General features: G+C 68.1%; 23 protein-coding genes. 6 read left to right on the top strand and 17 right to left on the bottom strand.

Features of this window, described 5'->3' with window-relative positions; translation table 11 throughout:
• Positions 1-2: 2 nt before the first annotated feature.
• The 3 genes from AC3ANJ_RS00400 to AC3ANJ_RS00390 are packed head-to-tail and all read right to left on the bottom strand — an operon-like array spanning position 3 to position 3,132.
• Positions 3-818, bottom strand: coding sequence for a carbohydrate ABC transporter permease (locus AC3ANJ_RS00400; protein ID WP_488317704.1), 816 nt, complete (start codon positions 816-818; stop codon positions 3-5).
• On the bottom strand, positions 815-1,747 hold the full coding sequence (locus tag AC3ANJ_RS00395) for a carbohydrate ABC transporter permease (protein WP_488317703.1): 933 nt from the start codon (positions 1,745-1,747) through the stop codon (positions 815-817). Before AC3ANJ_RS00395 ends, AC3ANJ_RS00400 begins: the two co-directional genes overlap by 4 nt.
• Positions 1,748-1,752: 5 nt before the next feature.
• The gene (locus AC3ANJ_RS00390; RefSeq protein ID WP_488317702.1) at positions 1,753-3,132 is read right to left on the bottom strand and encodes an extracellular solute-binding protein; all 1,380 of its coding nucleotides are present in this window, start codon (positions 3,130-3,132) and stop codon (positions 1,753-1,755) included.
• Positions 3,133-3,245: 113 nt separating this feature from the next.
• Between AC3ANJ_RS00390 and AC3ANJ_RS00385 the strand changes: the two genes are divergently transcribed.
• Together AC3ANJ_RS00385 and pnuC are read left to right on the top strand one after the other, a co-directional pair.
• The gene (locus AC3ANJ_RS00385) at positions 3,246-4,256 is read left to right on the top strand and encodes a LacI family DNA-binding transcriptional regulator (protein WP_488317701.1); all 1,011 of its coding nucleotides are present in this window, start codon (positions 3,246-3,248) and stop codon (positions 4,254-4,256) included.
• A 29-nt stretch (positions 4,257-4,285) separates the two neighbouring features.
• Positions 4,286-5,002 carry a nicotinamide riboside transporter PnuC gene (pnuC, locus tag AC3ANJ_RS00380; RefSeq protein ID WP_488317700.1) on the top strand — a complete coding sequence of 239 codons (717 nt, stop codon included), beginning with the start codon at positions 4,286-4,288 and terminating at the stop codon, positions 5,000-5,002.
• A 3-nt stretch (positions 5,003-5,005) separates the two neighbouring features.
• Here pnuC and AC3ANJ_RS00375 read toward each other — a convergent pair whose 3' ends face one another.
• Together AC3ANJ_RS00375 and AC3ANJ_RS00370 are read right to left on the bottom strand one after the other, a co-directional pair.
• Positions 5,006-5,572, bottom strand: coding sequence for a dihydrofolate reductase family protein (locus AC3ANJ_RS00375; RefSeq protein ID WP_488317699.1), 567 nt, complete (start codon positions 5,570-5,572; stop codon positions 5,006-5,008).
• A 75-nt stretch (positions 5,573-5,647) separates the two neighbouring features.
• Positions 5,648-6,367, bottom strand: a complete 720-nt coding sequence (locus AC3ANJ_RS00370; RefSeq protein ID WP_488317698.1) for a MerR family transcriptional regulator — start codon at positions 6,365-6,367, stop codon at positions 5,648-5,650.
• A gap of 61 nt (positions 6,368-6,428) precedes the next feature.
• Here AC3ANJ_RS00370 and AC3ANJ_RS00365 point away from each other — a divergent pair, with 61 nt between their 5' ends.
• The 3 genes from AC3ANJ_RS00365 to AC3ANJ_RS00355 are packed head-to-tail and all read left to right on the top strand — an operon-like array spanning position 6,429 to position 7,651.
• Positions 6,429-6,875, top strand: a complete 447-nt coding sequence (locus AC3ANJ_RS00365) for a DUF6194 family protein (RefSeq protein ID WP_488317697.1) — start codon at positions 6,429-6,431, stop codon at positions 6,873-6,875.
• Complete coding sequence (locus tag AC3ANJ_RS00360; RefSeq protein WP_488317696.1) at positions 6,872-7,414, top strand: putative immunity protein; 543 nt, start codon at positions 6,872-6,874, stop codon at positions 7,412-7,414. Before AC3ANJ_RS00365 ends, AC3ANJ_RS00360 begins: the two co-directional genes overlap by 4 nt.
• A 9-nt stretch (positions 7,415-7,423) precedes the next feature.
• Positions 7,424-7,651: an RNA-binding S4 domain-containing protein gene (locus AC3ANJ_RS00355; protein ID WP_488317695.1), complete on the top strand. Its 228-nt coding sequence runs from the start codon at positions 7,424-7,426 to the stop codon at positions 7,649-7,651.
• A gap of 13 nt (positions 7,652-7,664) precedes the next feature.
• On the opposite strand, the gene AC3ANJ_RS00350 is transcribed toward AC3ANJ_RS00355, so the two are convergent.
• The 12 genes from AC3ANJ_RS00350 to AC3ANJ_RS00295 all read right to left on the bottom strand — a co-directional run bounded on the left by AC3ANJ_RS00350 (position 7,665) and on the right by AC3ANJ_RS00295 (position 17,306).
• Positions 7,665-8,402, bottom strand: coding sequence for an amino acid ABC transporter ATP-binding protein (locus AC3ANJ_RS00350; protein WP_488317694.1), 738 nt, complete (start codon positions 8,400-8,402; stop codon positions 7,665-7,667).
• Positions 8,399-9,265, bottom strand: a complete 867-nt coding sequence (locus tag AC3ANJ_RS00345; protein WP_488317693.1) for an amino acid ABC transporter permease — start codon at positions 9,263-9,265, stop codon at positions 8,399-8,401. Before AC3ANJ_RS00345 ends, AC3ANJ_RS00350 begins: the two co-directional genes overlap by 4 nt.
• Entirely contained in the window at positions 9,262-10,116 is an 855-nt protein-coding gene (locus AC3ANJ_RS00340; RefSeq protein ID WP_488317692.1) for an ABC transporter substrate-binding protein, read from the bottom strand. Before AC3ANJ_RS00340 ends, AC3ANJ_RS00345 begins: the two co-directional genes overlap by 4 nt.
• A 32-nt stretch (positions 10,117-10,148) precedes the next feature.
• Positions 10,149-10,580 carry a cupin domain-containing protein gene (locus tag AC3ANJ_RS00335; protein ID WP_488317691.1) on the bottom strand — a complete coding sequence of 144 codons (432 nt, stop codon included), beginning with the start codon at positions 10,578-10,580 and terminating at the stop codon, positions 10,149-10,151.
• Complete coding sequence (locus tag AC3ANJ_RS00330; RefSeq protein ID WP_488317690.1) at positions 10,577-11,887, bottom strand: amidohydrolase family protein; 1,311 nt, start codon at positions 11,885-11,887, stop codon at positions 10,577-10,579. The genes AC3ANJ_RS00335 and AC3ANJ_RS00330 overlap by 4 nt, the downstream gene beginning before the upstream one ends.
• Positions 11,884-13,308, bottom strand: a complete 1,425-nt coding sequence (locus AC3ANJ_RS00325; RefSeq protein ID WP_488317689.1) for an adenosylhomocysteinase — start codon at positions 13,306-13,308, stop codon at positions 11,884-11,886. The genes AC3ANJ_RS00330 and AC3ANJ_RS00325 overlap by 4 nt, the downstream gene beginning before the upstream one ends.
• A gap of 35 nt (positions 13,309-13,343) precedes the next feature.
• Positions 13,344-14,291 carry a quinone oxidoreductase family protein gene (locus AC3ANJ_RS00320; protein ID WP_488317688.1) on the bottom strand — a complete coding sequence of 316 codons (948 nt, stop codon included), beginning with the start codon at positions 14,289-14,291 and terminating at the stop codon, positions 13,344-13,346.
• Positions 14,292-14,336: 45 nt separating this feature from the next.
• The gene (locus AC3ANJ_RS00315; protein WP_488317687.1) at positions 14,337-14,753 is read right to left on the bottom strand and encodes a type II toxin-antitoxin system VapC family toxin; all 417 of its coding nucleotides are present in this window, start codon (positions 14,751-14,753) and stop codon (positions 14,337-14,339) included.
• Positions 14,750-15,037 carry a type II toxin-antitoxin system Phd/YefM family antitoxin gene (locus tag AC3ANJ_RS00310; RefSeq protein ID WP_488317686.1) on the bottom strand — a complete coding sequence of 96 codons (288 nt, stop codon included), beginning with the start codon at positions 15,035-15,037 and terminating at the stop codon, positions 14,750-14,752. The genes AC3ANJ_RS00315 and AC3ANJ_RS00310 overlap by 4 nt, the downstream gene beginning before the upstream one ends.
• Before the next feature lie 324 nt (positions 15,038-15,361).
• Entirely contained in the window at positions 15,362-15,670 is a 309-nt protein-coding gene (locus AC3ANJ_RS00305) for an Rdx family protein (RefSeq protein WP_488317685.1), read from the bottom strand.
• A 130-nt stretch (positions 15,671-15,800) separates the two neighbouring features.
• A complete protein-coding gene (locus AC3ANJ_RS00300; protein ID WP_488317684.1) occupies positions 15,801-16,553 on the bottom strand; it encodes a DUF4192 family protein in 753 nt (250 codons plus the stop codon).
• A 138-nt stretch (positions 16,554-16,691) separates the two neighbouring features.
• Entirely contained in the window at positions 16,692-17,306 is a 615-nt protein-coding gene (locus AC3ANJ_RS00295; RefSeq protein WP_488317683.1) for a class I SAM-dependent methyltransferase, read from the bottom strand.
• Between the two features lie 90 nt (positions 17,307-17,396).
• Between AC3ANJ_RS00295 and AC3ANJ_RS00290 the strand changes: the two genes are divergently transcribed.
• On the top strand, positions 17,397-17,834 hold the full coding sequence (locus AC3ANJ_RS00290; protein WP_488317682.1) for a hypothetical protein: 438 nt from the start codon (positions 17,397-17,399) through the stop codon (positions 17,832-17,834).
• Positions 17,835-17,912: the final 78 nt, after the last annotated feature.

The raw sequence follows: 17,912 nt of genomic DNA, 5'->3' as shown, positions 1-17,912 counted from the left end.
CCTCAGCCCTTCAGTGCTGCGCTCGCGGCGCCGGCGATGAACCGGCGCTGGAACACGATGTAGACGATCATCACCGGCACGATCGCCAGTGTCGTGGCGGCGAACAGCCCGCCGTAGTCGGTGCTGTACTGCCCGTTGAACGTGGTGAGGCCGACCGCGAGGACCTGCTTCTCCTCGGACGAGATCATGAGGTACGGCCAGAGGTAGTCCTCCCAGACCCAGAGGAACACGAAGATCGACAGCGCCGAGATCGCATTGACGCTCATGGGCGCGACGACGCGATGGAAGATGAACCACTCGGATGCGCCGTCGATGCGGGCAGCTTCGAGGATCTCGTCCGGCACGGCATCCATGCTCTGTCGCATCATGAAGATGCCGAACGCGCTGATCACCGCCGGGATGATGATGGACGCGTAGGTGTCGGCCAGGCCGGCGTCGCGGAACATCGTGTATCGCGGGATGATGACCACTGCCCAGGTCACCATCATGGTCGACAGGATCACGGCGAACAGCGGGCCTCGTCCACGGAAGCGGTACTTCGAGAACACGAAGCCGCCCACCAGACTGGTGTAGACCGACAGCGCCGTGATCGTGACGGACAGGAACACGCTGTTGAAGAACAGCCGGAAGAAGTCGAGCTTCGTCTGGATCGAGATGAAGTTCTCGATCGTCCACTCCTTCGGCAGGAACGTCTGATCGAACCCGACGATCTCCGCGTTGGATTTGAAGGCCGACAGGATCATCCAGAAGAACGGCAGCACGATGACCAGGCCGACGACCAGCAGCGTCGCGTTCAACGCGAAGACGCGCAGTCTCATGACGCCCTCCCCTCGGAGCTCTTCGCCCGGCGCCGACGCCGCGGGGCGTCGAGCGCGGACTGGTTCATCCGCCACGACGCCGCGGTGAGCACAGCCGTGATGATGAGCAGCACGAACGCGATCGCGGAGGCGTAGCCGAAGTCGTACTTCACGAACGCCTGGTCGTAGATCATGAACGAGATCAGCTGCGTCGACGTCCCCGGCCCGCCGTTGGTCATCACGAGCACCTGCACGAACGCCTGCAGGTACCCGATCATCGACGTGATCACGATGAAGAAGAGCATGGGGCGCAGCAGCGGCAGGATGACGTGCCAGAACCGGCGCCATGCGTTCGCGCCGTCGACGGATGCCGCCTCCAGCACGTCCTCCGGAATCGCGTAGAGACCGGCGAGGAAGAGGATCACGGCGAATCCGAAGTCCTTCCAGATCGTCATGATCACGATCGCGAGCAGGGAGTAGCGCGGGTCGAACAGCCAGTTGATGTCGAGCCCGAACAGGGTGTTGATCGCGCCGAACTGCGGGTTGTACATGAGCTTCCACAGAAAGGCGACCGCGACCAGCGGCATCACAGTCGGCAGGTAGAAGATCGTGCGGAAGAAGGTCCGCCACCGGCTGAGCTTCGAGAACAGCGCGTACGCGATGGCCAAACCCAGCACCACGCGGCCAGCGATGGCCAGGATGCCGAAGACCAGGGTGTTCGCGGACGCCCGCCAGAACGTGGCGTCCGCGAACAACTCGGCGTAGTTGTCGATCCCGGTGAAGTCGAAGGTGCCGTTGAGCGGATTCCAGTCGTGGAAGCTGCCGACGAAGGCGATGCCGATCGGGATCAGCAGCAGCACGAGGATGGAGGCCATCACGGTCCCGACCGTGATGTTGCGCAGCCACAGCTCGCTCGCCGGTTTCCTGATCCGTCGCGTGGTGTCGGTCACCATGCTCAGTCGGCGGAGTAGAACGCGTACAGACTCTCGGCGGCCGTGAAGTCCGTGCCGTCGAGGTCCTTCTCGATCGTCTGCTGCGCGGCCGCCAGCGCGTCCTCAGGAGCCACTCCGTTGAAGAGGATCTCCTCCCACATGGTGGCCGTCGAGGTCTCGAAGGTCGCCGGGATGGGGCCGGGCCAGATGTAGCGCTCGATGTCGCCGAACGCGGCGAGCGCGGGGTCGTCCGCGAAGGCCGGGTCCTCGGCGATCGGCTTGTACGCCGGGAAGATGCTGAAGCTCAGGGCGAGCTCCTTCATCGACTCCTCATCCGTCAGGTAGTAGCGCAGGAAGTCCTGGGCCACCTCCTTCTCGGCATCCGTTCCGTTCGCGTTGATGCCGAACGTCGACTCGCCGTTGTAGCGGTCGAACGCGTACGGGGTCTCCCCGGCATCCGGCACCGGCGTCTGGAACGCGCTCCACTTGAGGTCCGGGTAGTCGTTGCGCAGCGTGCCTGAGAACCAGCCCCACGCGTAGGTCATGGCCGACAGGCCCTGACCGAAGCTCTCGGTTCCCGAGGCGCCGAAGTTCGCGTCGCCCGAGCCGTCGGCGTAGATGTCCAGGAAGCGGTTGATGACCTCGAGGTTTGCCTCGTTGTCGACGGTGGGGGTGCTGCCGTCCTCCGCGAACAGGTTCTGTCCGAGCTGGTAGGCCATGCCCATCTGCATCGCCTGGCCGCCGCCGTTGAAGTTGAAGCCGGCCTGGCGCAGCTCGTCGCCCTCGCGGATGGTGAGTTTCTTCGCGACCTCGCGGAACTCGTCCCACGTGGTCGGGATGTCGGCGTCGGTGAGCCCCGCGGCCGCCCACATGTCGGTGTTGTAGTAGATCGATCCACTCATGAGGCCGAGGTCGACGTAGTACGTCTCGCCGTCGATGACGTGGGCAGCCGCACCGGTGTAGTCGGCGTCGAGGTCGGCCGCGTCGATGTCGTACGGCTCCATCTTGGAGATGAGGTTGTCGTGCTGGGAGTTGTGGACGTTGAAGATCGCCGGTCCCCCGTCGGACTGCAGCTCGAGCGGGAGCTTGGTCCAGTAGTCCTCCCACGGCTGGTTCACGACCTTGATCGTGACGTTCGGGTGGATCTCGCTGTAGGCGTCGGCGATGGCCTGGAACTGCTCGATGTTGCTCCAGGCCCACCACTCCAGCTCGATGGGCTTGCCGTCGTTGACCAGCGTGTTGGGGTCGTATGTCAGATTGACGCCGGCGACGGGCAGACCCTTGTCTGCTTCGGTGTCCTCGACACCGCCGGCATCACTCGTGCACGCCGTCAACGACACGGCGAACGCCGCGGCTGCGCCGATCGCCGCAGCGCGGCTGACTCGCCTGCTTGCTCGGAACATGGAGACTCCTTTGTCTGGTTTACCGGTATACGTGTACCGGTAAACTATGATGCAACAGCGAGGCGCGTTCCGTCAAGAGGCGGCATGATGTGTGGAGACGAGGGGACGACGACATGGTGACGATCGCAGACATCGCGCGTGTGTGCGGAGTGTCGAAGATGACCGTCTCCAACGTGCTCAACGCGCGGGACGGCCGCGTGTCGGCGGCGACCAGGACGCGGGTGCTCGAGGCCGCCGCCGAACTGAACTATCAGCCCAGCGCCGCCGCCCGCTCGCTGTCGGCCGCCCGCAGCGAGATCGTCTCGCTCGTGTACTACGCCGCGGCGGAGGGTGACCTCGGGCTGTCGAACCCGCACGACGCGATGCTGCTCGGCGAGATCGAGCGCCATGTCAGCGCCGCAGGCAAGCACCTGATGATCCACGCCGCGACGGATGCCGCCGACACCGCCCGCCGGCTGCGGTCCTGGAACGTCGACGGCGCCGTGTTCCTCGGCGTGCTGGCGGACGAGGTCGAGCAGCTGCGTCTTCACCAGGATGTGCCGATGGTCTTCATCGACGCCTATACGGATGCCGAGGTCGCGACTGTCGGGATCGACGACGCGCAGGGCAGCTACGCGGCGACGCGTCACCTTCTCGATGCCGGCCACCGCGAGATCGCCTTCGTCGGCCCCGGCGCCTCGAGCGCTGGCGTCATCAATGCGCGCTTCACCGGGTTCGCACGGGCTCTCGCCGAGGAGGGCATGTCCGCGGATCCTCAGCGGGTGATCGCGAATCTCACCTTCGCGGATGCGGATGCCGCCGCAGAGGACCTGCTCGGACGCACGCCGCGCTTCACCGCAGCGGTCGTCACCGCCGACATCCTCGCGATCGGGCTGATCAAGGCGTTCGCGCGTCGCGGCATCCGGGTGCCGGAGGATTTCTCCCTGGTCGGCTTCGACGACCTGCCAATCGCGGAGATGGTCACGCCGTCGCTGAGCACCGTACGCCAGGACATCGCCGAGAAGGCGCGAGCAGCCGTCGAGCTGCTGATGGACCAGCTCGACGGTCGACGCGATCCGCGACGCATCGTGCTCGATCCGCAGCTGCTGGTGCGGGATTCCGTAGCCCCGCCGGCGCACGGATAGACGCGTTCCGCCCTGAGAGACTTGAGGCGATGGAATTCCTGCGCTGGCTCGTCGACGTCTTCTCGTCGCAGTGGGTGCTGCCCGGCGGGCAGACGCTGCTCATCCGAGAGGTGATCGGCAACGCGTTCGGCCTCGCCAGCGCGCTCGGCGGGATGCGCCGCAAGGTCTGGGCGTGGCCGGTCGGCATCGTCGGCAACCTGCTCCTGCTCACCGTCTTCCTCGCGTCGATCCTCGATCCGGCCCACTCGCTGCCGGCGCTGCTCGGCCAGGCCGGTCGGCAGATCATGTTCATCGCGGTCGCGATATACGGCTGGATCCGCTGGCGCCGTGCAGCGGACGAAGGCGGGCAGGTGACGCCGCGCTGGGCCTCCACCGGCGAGCGCGTCGGACTCGTCGTCGTCCTCGTGGTCGGGACCATTGCGCTCACCCCGCTCTTCCGGGCGCTCGGCTCCTGGGAGCCGGTCTGGGCGGATGCCTGGACCTTCGTCGGTTCGCTCCTGGCGACCTACGGCATGGCGAAGGGCTGGACGGAGTTCTGGCTGATCTGGATCGCCGTCGACGTCGTCGGCGTGCCGCTGCTGTTCAGCTCGGGCTACTACGCGACCGGATTCATGTACGTCTTCTACGGCGCGTTCACGGCAGTCGGATTCGTGGTCTGGTGCCGCGCGCAGGCGAGCGCGAAACCGCAGATCGAGACGATCCTGCCGGATCCGACGGTCCACCGCACGGATGCCGCGGACGGCTGAGACTCAGCCGAGCGGCGGACTCTGGAGCACCGTCGGCACGTACTCGAGCAGCTGGATGCGCCGATCGAAGGTGCGTGCCTCGACGAGGTCGAGTCGGACATCGGGGTATCCGTCGAAGATGCGATCGCGACCGGTCGCACCGGTGATGACGGGGAACACGCCGACGCGGTAGCGATCGACGAGTCCGGCGGTGAGCAGCGACCGGCAGAGCGCCACGCTGCCGAGGGTGCGCAGCGGTCGCTCCGATTCCGTCTTGAGTCGGCGGACGTACTCCACGGCATCCGTGGGGACCAGCGTCGTGTTCGCCCATGCCAGCGGCTCAGCCAGAGAGGACGAGAAGACGAACTTCTGGATGCCGTCGAGCATGTCCGTTCCGGGTTCGCCGCCCGAGGCCAACTCGGACATCAGCCGGTAGGTCGTCGCCCCCATGAGAAGCGGGTCGTCCTTCTCGGGGGAGCTCTCGAGCCACGCGAGGTATTCGGGTCCCTCCATGCCCCAGAATCCGGGCCATCCCTCGGCGGCGCCGTACCCGTCCAGGGAGCAGATGAAGTCGATCGTCAGGGTCTGCATCGTCATCTCCTTCGGTCTTCACGCAGGAGCCTAGGCCGGTCGGATGCCGCGCGGAACCCGTTCTCGCTCAGCCCATCACGCGGATCGAGCGGTGAGGAGCGCATGCAGGTCGCTCGCGGCGGCGAGCAGGCTGAGACTCCGCGCGGTGAGCGCGGCGAGCCGTTCGTCGAGGAGCTCTCGGGCGGCCTCGGTGAGGCCGTGCTCGCGCAGCTGCACGAGCACCTGACGGATCCGCGGGATCGGGTAGCCGCCCTCCCGCAATGAGGCGACGATCCTCGCCTCGGCGATACTGCGATCGCCGTACTGCCGCGCACCGGTGTGCTGATGGCGCCTCGGTCCGACGAGGTCCGCGTCCTCCCAGTGCCGCAACGCGGACGCGCGCACCCCCAGCGCCTGCGCCAGCTCGCCCACGGTCATGACGTCGCGCTCGTCGAAGTCCGTCTCGGGCTCGGAGAGCACCGCATCGAGCCCCCGGCGGGCGCTTCGCACTCGCGCGCGCTCGGCGTCGAGTGCCGCATGGAGGCCGTCGATGCGCTCGGCGGCGTCGTCGAGGCTCCCGGTCACCAACCGCGGCATGATGCGCCGCGCCGGGACGGGACCGATCGCCGCCGCGAGCGAGCGATACGCGTGTGCGGCAGCGACGTGCACCGGTCGATAGAGGCGGTAGTTGTTCGCACCACGCTCGGCCACGGGAATCGCGCCCAGCCGTTCGAGATCGCGGATCTGCTGGGTCGAATATCCGGTGATTCGGCCGACCTCAGCGGTCGTGAGTGTCGGCTCTTGAGGGTTTGGCATGAATCCTCCCGTGATTTCGGGGTCGGACTCCACATAAGCACATGAAGGGCATCATCGAAGCATGCAGATGCACGAGATCATCAGTCACGTCCGCTCTCTGAAGGGTGCACTCGTCGTCGAGCCCGACGAGAACGGGCCGTATCCGCGTCTGGCCTGGGGCGACGCGTTCTTCTACTACGCGCCCGATGGGGTGATGCCCGAGCGCACGCAGCCCTACGGAACGATCGTCACGAAGGACTACCCCGACGACACGGCAAGTCGCCTGGATGCGCCCGACCGCTTCCGCGTCAACATCCACGCAGGGCGGGGGCGGGTGGCTTCGCTGGCCGCTCCGGATGCCGACCCCGCCGAGTCCGATGTGTTGGCCTTGCATCCCGTGTACGGCGACGCCGGGTGGATCTCGGTCGTGAATCCCGGCGTGCGCACAGCGGATGCCGTCCTCCTGATGCTCGATGAAGCGCACGAGGCCGCGCGCGCCAGAGCGGCGCGGCGACGGGGCACCGCATGAGTTCGCCACAGACCCTGGCCGAGCCGGACAGGCGTGCGGTGGCCGCGTGGGCGGCCGCCTGCGCCGAACGCGTACTCCCGCTTTTCGAGACCGAGGCGCCGACCGACGGACGACCGCGTGATGCGATCGCCAGGGCCCGCGCCTTCGCCCGCGGAGAGCTCACGGCCGCAGCCGAGATACGGCGCCGCTTCGTCGCTGGTCGCGCCGCCAAGGTCGTGCACGGGCCGGCCGCCGTCGCCGCCACCCGCGCCGCGGCGCAAGCGGCCGGTGTCGCGCACATGGGCGCTCATGCGCTGGGGGCTGCCGCGTACGCCGTGCGCGCGGCGGAGCTCGCCGCACCCGATGATCCGGATACCGTGGCGCATGAGATCCAGTGGCAGCTTTCGACCATGACCGATGATGTGCGCGCGGCTCTTCGGTGCCTGCCGCGCGTCGGCGAGGACACCGCGGGACCGCTCGGCCCCGGTCTGCTGGGGACCGGCGTGCTCGCCGAGATCATCGCGACGATCCAGGATGGGCTGGACGAGGATCTCCTCTAGCATTCAAGAATGGCCGCTACAGACCCGATCGAAGACGTGCCCATCGGCGGAGAGATGATCCGCCTCGGACAGTTCCTCAAGTTCGCCGGGCTCCTGGACTCCGGCGGAAACGCCAAAGAGGTCATCATCGACGGCTACGTCGCGGTGAACGGCGAGGTCGATCGCCGTCGTGGGCGCCAGTTGCACGACGGCGATCTGGTGACGTTCGAAGGACGCACGGTCCGCGTGCGGCCCTGAGCCTCCCCCGGCGTCAGTGCTGCACGCGCGCCAGGAACTCCACGGTCGCCGGATGCTGCGGGGCGTCGAAGATCTGCTCGGGCGTCCCCTGCTCGATCAGTTCGCCGTCGGAGAGGAACACGACGCGATCGGCGACCTCGCGCGCGAACGACATCTCGTGCGTCGCCATCACGATCGTGGTGCCGCGTCGCTTGAGCTCGCGGACGAGATCGAGCACCTCGCCGACCAGCTGCGGGTCGAGGGCGCTCGTGATCTCGTCGAGCAGCAGCACCTCGGGGCGGGTCAGGATGGCGCGGACGATGGCGACGCGCTGCTGCTGACCGCCCGAGAGACGATCAGGGTACTCGCCGGCTTTGTCGCCCAGTCCGAGAGTCTCGAGCAGCTCGCGCCCGCGGGCGAAGGCCTCCGACTTCGGCATCCGATGGACGCGGCGCGCGGCGAGGGTGACGTTGTCCAGCACGGTCAGGTGCGGGAAGAGGTTGAAGTGCTGGAAGACGACGCCGATCCGCGCGCGTGCGGCATCGGCATCCACCCGCGGGTCTGTGATGTCTTCACCTGCGAGGAAGATCTGGCCGTCGTCGACGCGCTCGATGAGGTTCATCGTCTTCAGCAGCGTGGATTTTCCGGAGCCCGATGCGCCGATGAGGACCACGACCTCGTGCGTGCCGACCGCGAGGTCGACTCCGCGCAGGACGTCGTGGTCGCCGAAGCGCTTGCGCACGCCGCGGGCCTCGATGACGGGAACGGTCATACGACGCCTCCGGCCTGCTCGCGCTTGTTCAGTCGTGCCGCGAGTCCGTCGGTGAGCCGGATCATCGGCCAGCTCAGGATGATGAAGAAGAGGCCGGCTATGACGTACGGGGTGTAATTGTAGGTGTCGGCCACCTGCAGCTGCGCCGCGCGCACGGCATCGATCACGCCGAGCACCGAGATGAGCCCGACGTCCTTCTGCATCGAGACGAAATCGTTCATCAGTGCCGGGACGACCTTGCGGATCCCCTGCGGGATGACGACGATCCGCAGGGTCTGCGCGTGGCTGAGTCCCAGCGACCGGGCGGCCACGCGCTGCGACGGGTGCACGGCCTCCATGCCGGCGCGCAGCACCTCGGCCACGTACGCGGAGTACGTGACGATGATCGCGATCGTTCCCCAGAATGCCGGGGGCATACGAGGGAAGATCATCAGCGCCGGGATGCCGTAGCCGATGATGTACAGCACGATCAGCAGCGGGACGCCGCGGAAGAGGTCGGTGTAGCCGGCAGCCAGCGCACGCACCGGGAAGAACACCGGTCCCCGCAGCGTCCGCAGGGTGGCGAGCAGCGTTCCGAAGATCGCCACGCCGACGGCGGCGATCACCAGCACGAGCAGGTTGACCAGGAGACCCTGGAAGATCGGGCCGATGCTGTCCAGCGCGACCTTCGGGTTGAAGAACATCTCGCGGACGGCCACCCAGCCAGGGGTGTTCGCGACGACGACGACCACCGCGACGGCGACGACGACGCTGCTGATGAAGGCGATCAGCACCGACTTCGTCGTCGCGCGTTTACGCAGCCGACGGCGCGACAGCTCGAGTTCACTCGGCTGCCACGGCGCATCGACGGCGTTCTGCGTCATTTCAGGACGGGGACGTCGACGGCGTCGCTCAGCCACTCCTGCTGCAGCTCGTCCAGCGTCCCGTCCTCGCGCAGCGCGTCGACGGCAGCCGTGACGTCCTCCGTGAGCTCGGAGCCCTTGGGCAGCACGATGCCGAAGTCGTCGCCGCCGTCCGCATCCGCGAACTGTCCGGTGACGACGCCGTCGTCCAGCTGTGCGCCCACGACGTAGAACGCACCGGGGAGGTCGGTGATCATGGCGTCGATCTGACTGCTCTTGAGCGCGAGCACGACATCGTCGACCGAGTTGAAGACGCTGAGGTTCGCGTCGCCGAGCTGCTCCTTCGCGACCGTGTAGCTCGTCGTGCTGCTGGCGACGCCGACCTTGGCCTCCTTGAGCTCGTCGATCGTCGTCGACGATGCCGCCGGCGAGGATCCGACCGCGACGACCGCCTGGGCAGTCGTGTAGTACGGCGACGAGAAGTCGACGGCGTTCTTGCGCTCGTCGGTGATCGAGAACTGCTGGATGTTGAGGTCCCAGTCCTTGGGGCCCGGCGCGATCGCGCCGTCGAAGGTGGTGCGCACCCAGACGATGTCATCTGCGGAGTAGCCGAGCTCATCGGCGACCTCGGCGGCGACAGCGGCTTCGAAGCCCTTGCCGTTGGCGGGGTCGTCATCGACGAACCAGGGCTCGTAGTTCGGCTCGCCGGTGGCGATGGTGAGCTTGCCCTCGGTGACGGTCTGCAGGCCTTCGGAAGAGGTGCCCTCCTGACCGGCGGACTCGGATGCCGGGGCGCAGGCGACGAGGGAGACGGCGGCTGCGACGCCGACGGCGACGATGGCGGCACGACGGAAGATGGGCGCGAGAGGCACGGCGACTCCAGGGAAGAAGATTCGGGTTCGCCTTATAGCGTAGGCGACTCGGCGAGTCGCCAATCCGCGAAGTCGAAACCCGGCGACACGAAGCACGACACCAGCACCTCGAGATCGTCGAGCGGACGGGCCGCCTGCCACACGCCAGCCGGCACCAGTTGCTGCTTGGCATCGTCGGGTCCGAGCACGACGGTGGTCGCCCGGGCGGGAGATGCCGTGTCACCGCCGAGGCTCAGCTCGAGCCGTCCCGGTCCGTGCCAGAGCCACAGCTCGTCGCTGGTCACCACGTGCCAGGCGCTCGCCTCGTCCGGCTGGAGGAGGTAGTGGATGCAGGTGCCTGCCGGTCGTGGACCGTTCGGCGTCTCGACGGCGAGCGGGCTGGTCCACGTGCGGCGGAACCAGCCGCCCTCGGGGTGCGGGGCGAGGTCGAGGCTCTCGGCCGTGGCGGGGCGCTGTCCGGTCATCGGGTTCCTTCCTGTGCGACGACCGGCGACCGGTCGAACGCGTCGGTGGCGTAGCGCACCTCACCGGCGACGACGGTGGCGCAGGCGCGTCCGGCGCCCGACTCGACGAGTTCTGCCACGGCATCCTCTCCGGCCGGGATGTCGAAGAAGGCGAGGTCGGCGAGCGCGCCGACCGCGAGGTAGCCGGTCCGCGCAGGTCCGACGTCGATGCCCATGGCGTGCGCGCCCCCGAGGGTGGCGGCGCCGAGCAGGCGGGCGTGCAGATCGCGGTCGGTGTATCCCTGCGAGCGGGCGATCCTGGCGAGTTCGGCGACGTCGGCGAGCACGTCGAGGGACGGACTCGACGACAGCGAGTCCGTTCCGACGGCGATCGGGCTGCCCTCGCGGAGGTAGGCGGCGATCGGCGGCTCCTCGAGTCCGATCACGGCGTTCGAGCGCGGGCAGAGGGCGACGGTCGTCCGGCGTTCGCGCAGGATGGCGCGGTCGCGCGCGCTCATGTAGACGCCGTGCGCGATGTGGCAGTCGGGGCCGAGCACGCCGAGCTGGTCGACGAACTCTGTCGCGCTGGTTCCGAAGCCGGCGTCGCGCAGCTCCTGGAAGCTGGCGAGACCGGCGGTGTGCCAGGCCTGCGGGTGCTCGTGGGCGAACTCGCTCTCGAAGGCGGCCTCGCCCAGATGGATGTGGATGCGGCCGCCGCGCTCCCGAACGATGTCCGGGATCTCCAGGAGAGGTTCGATGTCGAGGGAGTACGGCGCATGCGGGGACAGTCCGCTTCCGGGCGGCATGGGCAGGGCATCCAGCGCGTGCTCGACCTGGGTGCGGCCGGTGCGCGCCCAGTCGGCGTTGGTCCAGCTCATCACCTCCCAGTAGGTGATGCCGTGCAGCCGCGCATCGTGCAGGGCCGAGGCGGCCGGGCTGTCCGTGACGACGTCGGCCACGGCCGTAGTGCCGAAGCGCAGCGCCTGCTCGGCGCCGGCTGCGGCATCCGCCGCCCAGTCCCGACCGCGTTCGTAGACCGGATCGAAGGCGCGGACCCAGTCCTCGAAACCGTCGTAGCGCCCCTGACCGACCTCGGCCATGCCGGTGTACTGCAGGTGCGTGTGCGCGTTGACGAGGCCGGGTGTGAGGACGCCGGCCCAGTGGATCTCGGATGCCGTCATGCCGCGATCGGCGAGCGAGCGCAGCACCCAGGAGCGCTCACCGACATGCACGATGCGGCCGTCGCGCACCGCCACGGCACCGTCGGTGATCGCCGGCGCCGTGATCGGCACGACGAGATCGGCGGAGTAGACGGTGACGTCGGTCATGCGGATGCTCCGAGGTAGCGCGGCGATCGCCACTGAGCGAGTGCTGCGACCTGTGCCGGACTGCGCTCGTCGATGGCGGTTCCCCGGACGGCGAGCGCAGCGCGCGCGATCCGCTGGTCGGCCTCGACCGGGAACACATGCACGCCCGGTGTGAACGTCGCACCGAGCAGCTGTTCGACGGCGGCGAGCTGCACGGCGAAGGAGAGGTCCATGATCTCGATCGGGTTCCCCTCGGCTGCGGCGAGGTTGACGCATCCTCCGCGTGCGATCAGGAGGGCACCGTCGTCGACGCGGTCCAGGTGCCTCGCACGGTGCGGTCGCAGAGAAGCGGGGTCGACGTCGACCTCTTCCGGGACCCCGCCGGCCACCGCGACGATCGCGGCGGAGCGCAGCGTGTCGACGTCGATCGTGTGCGGAGCGCCGGTGGCGGAGACGACGAGGGCGTCGGGCGCGAGCTGCGCCAGGGTTCCGATCCCGAAGCCGTCGTGCGCGGCACGCAGCGCCCGCACGGGGTCGGTCTCGGCGACGGAGACCTGCACACCGAGCGCCCGCAGGTGGGCCGCGACGCCTTCGCCGACGGGGCCGTAGCCCACGACGACGGCCGGCTGGTCGCGGATGCCGATGCCCGCGGCATCCAGCACGTCGGCGATGGCGAAGACGCACGACTGCCCTGTTCCGTACCGGTTGTCGAAGGATGTCTTCATCGGGGCGTCGTTGACGGCGATGACGGGGATGCCGAGGATGCCGTCCCGCTGCATCAGACGCAGCGGGGTGAGGCCACTGGTGGTCTCCTCGGCGGCGCCGCGCAGCGTGGTCGCGAGGCCCTCCTCATGGGCGAGGCGGATGAGGTGCGAGCCGTCGTCGAGCAGCAGGTCGAACCCGCGTCGCAGGAAGTCGACGGCAGCTGCGCGTTCCGCGGCACCGCTCAGCGCCGGGTCCCCGTCGACCGGGATGCCGCGCTCGCGGAGCACCTCCGCGACGGTGACGTCGATCTCGTCCGGGTGCGCGTAGACGGCGACGTCGGCCCCGGCATCCCGCAGCAGGAGCGCGAGCTGCGCGGTCTTGGGTTCGAGCACCATCGCGATGCCGATCCGGATGCCGCGGACGGTGCCGTTCCGCTGCAGATCCCGCGCGAGCTCTGCCGCCACGGGCATGTGCCGACCCGCGAAGTCGACGCGGTCGGCGGCCGAGACGCGGGCAGGGAGTGGCTCGCCGTCGAGAAGGATCTCGGGTGCCTGCTCGGGCGCGAAGGTCACGCCGCTGTCGCCGAGGTGCGCACCGAGCGCAGCGAGCAGCCGACGAAGCTCGTGCGACACGGCATCCGCACCGGGGACCGAGAAGGTGCGTCCGGCGATGAGCAGGTTGGTGTCACGGGCGAAACGACGCACGAGTCGCTGGGCGGTCGTGGAGGCGTCGGTCACGTATCAAGCGTACGCGGCGCCGGGTCGCGCGGCCGTCAGGGGATCAGCGCGAGCGCCCCGCCGGGGTGGCCCTCGCTCAGGAAGGCGTGGGCCGCCGGAGCCTCGCTCAACGGATAGGTCCGTGCCACCGGCACGACGAGGTCACCGCGGCCGGCGAGGTCGATCAGTCGTGCGCGCGCGTCGTCGCGGAAGACGGTGCTGGCGGGCATCGATCCGGCGATCGCGGCGAAGCCCTCAGCCTTCGCCGCTCCGGCCGCGACGATCGTCACGATGCGGGAGCGATCCGGCACGAACTCGAGCGACGTCGTGACGGCCTCGTCGGTGCCCACGGCATCCAGCGCCGCGTCGATCCGGTCGATTCCGGCATCCGCCATGGCCGCGCGGATGCGGTCGGCCAACCCGTCGCTGTACGCGACCGGGCTGCCGCCGAAGCACCGCACCTCGTCGGCTCGGGCCGGGCTCGCGGTGCCGATCACTCGGGCGCCGATGAGCGCGGCCTGCTGGAGGACGCTGACGCCGACGGCTCCGGATGCCGCGTGCAGCAGCACCGTCTCGCCCGCTGCCACCCGTGTGACTGCGAGCATCTCGGCGGCGGTCGTCCCGGTCAGCAGCAGATTCGCGGCTTCGGGATGGCTCAGGGTCGACGGCTTGTGGAAGGCCTTCTCGGCGGGAATCGTCAGCTCTGTCGCGTAGCCGCCGCTGACGCGGAAGGCCAGCACGTCATCTCCGACGGATGCCGGGCCGGACCCGATCTCGGTGTCCGGTCCGATTGCCGCGATCTCACCCGAGACCTCGTACCCGATCGCCACGGGGAGGCGGACACCGGGGCGCTCGGCGGCGACGTGCTTGGCATCGGCGGGGTTCACTCCGGCGGCGTGCACTCGGATCGTGACCTCGCCCCGGCCTGGAGCGGGAGGCGTGTACTCCTCGAATCGCCAGACGTCAGGGTTTCCCCACTCCGGCGCGATCCAGTGCCATGCCATCGCCGTCTCCTCTCGGGCCTGGTTCCATCCTGCCCGGTGTCAGGGTCAGGCGGGGTCGGGAAGATCCTCCGGATAGACGACGTCGATCTCGACGATCGACTTCGGAAAGTCCTTGCGGTTGTTCGTCAGAAACCTGTCGGCCCCGGCAGCGACGGCCGTCGCCAGGTGCGCGGCATCCGCGGCCCTCAAGCCGTACGCGACGGCGAGCGCCAGGGCGAGCCGGCCAGTGGGTTCATCGAGCGGGCGCAGGTCGAGGCGACTGAGCAGTGCGAAGAGGACGGCGGCCTCGGCGGAGCCCGGATCCTCGCGCAACGGTTTGCCGAGGACTTCGGTCATCAGGAGCACGGACCCGACGCCCACCGGTCGTTCGGCTGATTCAGAGAACAGCGGCGAAATCCTTCGTCCGAGGGGTGTTGCGGTGGCCGCATAGATGATGACGTCGGCATCGAAGGCCGTCGTCACCGTCTTGCCCGTTCGGCACGGATGGACGCGATCAGATCATCAGCGCGAGCGGCGTCGATGGTGACGTCGGGGAGGCGTTCGGCGCGGAATGCCTCAAGCCGGGACGCAATGCGTTCCGCGGCATCCCATGCCTTCTGCGCACGTCGCGCCGCGAGGACATCCGGACGGACGAGCACGGCCACCACACGGCCATGGCGCGTGATCGAGACCTCTTCACCGGCCTCGACGCGGTCGAGCTGCGTCGTGAATGTCTGTCGTGCGGCGCTCGCACTGATGGTCGTCATGCTCGAATTGTACGCCTCTGTACGATCACGTACAATTCCTGAGCGCGTCCGCTGCTCCCGCTATTGGCCCGGTGCGCACGAACGGGAGGACTTCGCACGATCCGGAGGAGCCGATCGTGCGTTCTGGTCCGCCCGTTCGTGCGTTCTCCTCCTTTTCGGAGGCGGTCGGAGCACTCATCCGTCAGCCCTGTAGACCTGCGCTCCTCCGCGGATCACGGTGTGGACTCGGCCGAAGTCCGGAGGCTCTGGGTCGTTTCGGGTCTCGAGGATCGTCAGGTCGGCTCGACGACGCGAGGGTACCAGCGTCAGCGAGGCGATCCTCCGTCAGTCTGTGCCGGAACCGCTGCGGTCCGCCGCCCGGTCGGCGTGTCCGAGCATCCGCTCCGGGTTGATCCGGTCGCGCACGCGGCGCTTGAGCTCCACGATGTCGGGGAAGCCGTCATCGTCGGCGCGGGACCAGATCCGCTCGCCGTCCGCGTGGATCTCGAAAATGCCGCCGGTCCCGGGCACGAGGGTCACGCCTCCGCCGCGCAACTCATCGACGAAGGTCGTCAGCAGCTCCTGCGCGATCCAGGTGGCCCGCGGCATCCAGGAGCACTGGGTGCAGTATTCGATGCGGATGCTGTGGCTCATGCCGCCACGGTACTCGGCGTTTGTTACGGGCGATCGATCGCGCTCACCAACGGGAGGACTTCACACGATCCGGAGGACCGGATCGCGCGTTCTGATCCGCCCGTCCGTGCGTTCTCCTCCCTTTCGTGCGTCAGCACGGAGCCCTGCGAGAACGGATCCATTTCGGAACCGTGCTGCTGAAGTGCAGCATCAGACCGCAGGCGAGGACATGCCCTGGTTCGATCCTCAGCGCCTCGGCGAGATGGGCGAGCGCGAGCACGCCGCGCCCTCTCGCCCACAGCATCCAGGCGATCGCACACAGTACCGGCGGGCGCAGCTCTTCTGGGGCGAGCGCGGCGGTTCGGCGCAGGATCGAAACCGCTGTCTCCAACCGCGATTCATCCGGTTCATGGCTGATCTTGCCGAGGAACTTACGAACGAGATGATCGTGCTCGACGGCATTTCGACGCCGCAGATCGTCGACGTACTCGTCGACGCTGAGTCCCTGCCGCTGAGCGCGATCCGCCAGCCGCACGAGCTTCAGGTGCTGCTGTTCGCCCACTCGGCGTCCGAAAGCAGCCTGCAGAGCCAGGGACTCCGGGATCATCGGAAACCCGAACATGATCATGATCTGAACGTGGAATGCGGGGCTCACCGTTGCACTGTCATCGAACAGGGTCTCAGTGATCGGCACGATCAGCCCGAGGACTTCGGCATGCGTCATCACGCCCGATGCCCGGGGGAGTTCTGCACTGTGCCGCTTCGCCTCGGCGGCGCTCATGATGACGCGGAAGTACGGGAGCCCTTCAGCGATGCGGCCCAGCTCGAGGTACGTGTCTGCGATCTCAGCCGGAGTGACCTCAGGAAGGCGGATGAGGGGCTCGGAGTCGGTCAGCCGGTACATGGGCTCATGATCGTCGCGTCTCGGCATCCGGTGCAGGGCGCGACCCCAGCGTTCCACCGCGTCTGTGGACAAGCAGCCCGAAGAGCACGCCTGTGGAGAGGAGCGCGTGGCGAGCGCCGTCCCCGGGTGAGAGAGCGCTCAGAACGGGAGGAGGCCACACGATCCGGAGGAGCAGATCGCGTGTTCAGGTCCTCCCGTTCGCGCGTTATCCTCCGGTTCGGTGAGTGTCAGAGACATCAAGTACTCCTCACCATCGCGCTGCTCGCGAACTGCCGCCCGCCGCGCGTCGCGACCGATCACCTCGAATCCTGCCAACGAGTCGGAGAGCAGGTCATTGACTTCGGCGACCGAGATCCCGCTCTCGAGAAGTGCAGGACGTCTCGACCCCGACGTATCGACCTCGTACCGATCGGCGACGATGCCAAGGGCGACCACGCCGCCCGGGACAAGTGCCGACCTCATCCGTCGGAACAGCTGCCGAATCTGTCCAGCATCCGCCAAGTGCTCGACCGACGAGAAGGCGAAGGCGAGATCGACGTCGTTGACGAACTCGAGTTTCAGCGTGAACGTATCGAAGACAAGCCTGTGCGGCTTGGCCAGCCACGTTCCTTCGGCCCCCAGGTCCGCCTGCGCGTAGAGCTCTTCGTGGTAGCGGATGGTCTCCTGCCTGGCGCGTTCGAAGGCCGCCGCCCGAGGGGATGCCGAGTCACTCACGTCAGCCAGCTTGCCAGTCGAACCGTGCGCCGCCGACATGATCAGGAATCGAGAAGTGCCGACACTCGTGCGTCCCTACATTGGAACCAGATCCACACATCCCCCAGCATCACGACCAAGGAGCATCCCATGGCTACGAAGACGGACGGACTCTCAGCGGACGAGCGCGCAGCGGTCAAGCAGCGCGCTGCGGAGCTGCGCGCCGAGGCCAAGGCAGGCAAGACGCGCGAGGTCGGCGAGAAGGCCCTCCGCGAAGCGATCGCGGCACTGCCGGATGACGACCGCGCGATCGCCGAGGGCATCGACAGCATCGTCAAGGACGTCGCACCGCACCTGTTCCCGAAGACCTGGTACGGATTCCCGTCGTACGCCGACGCGAACGGCAAGATCGTGGTCTTCTTCAAGCCCGCCTCGAAGTTCGAGACGCGCTATCCGACGCTCGGCTTCGAAGAGGCCGCCCAGCTCGATGACGGCGACATGTGGGTGACGTCCTTCGCGCTGAAGGCGCTCACGCCCGAGACCGAACCGCGTGTCGCCGAGCACATCCGCAAGGCTGCGGGTTCCTGACGCGCGTCATCCGCGCCGAGCGCCTCCCCGAGATATCCGGCCCGCATCAGCAGCCCGGCGTCGGTTCGCCCTTTCGCG

This window comes from Microbacterium sp. STRO-1N (assembly GCF_057748015.1).
This window is presented reverse-complemented; position numbering and strand designations above follow the sequence as displayed.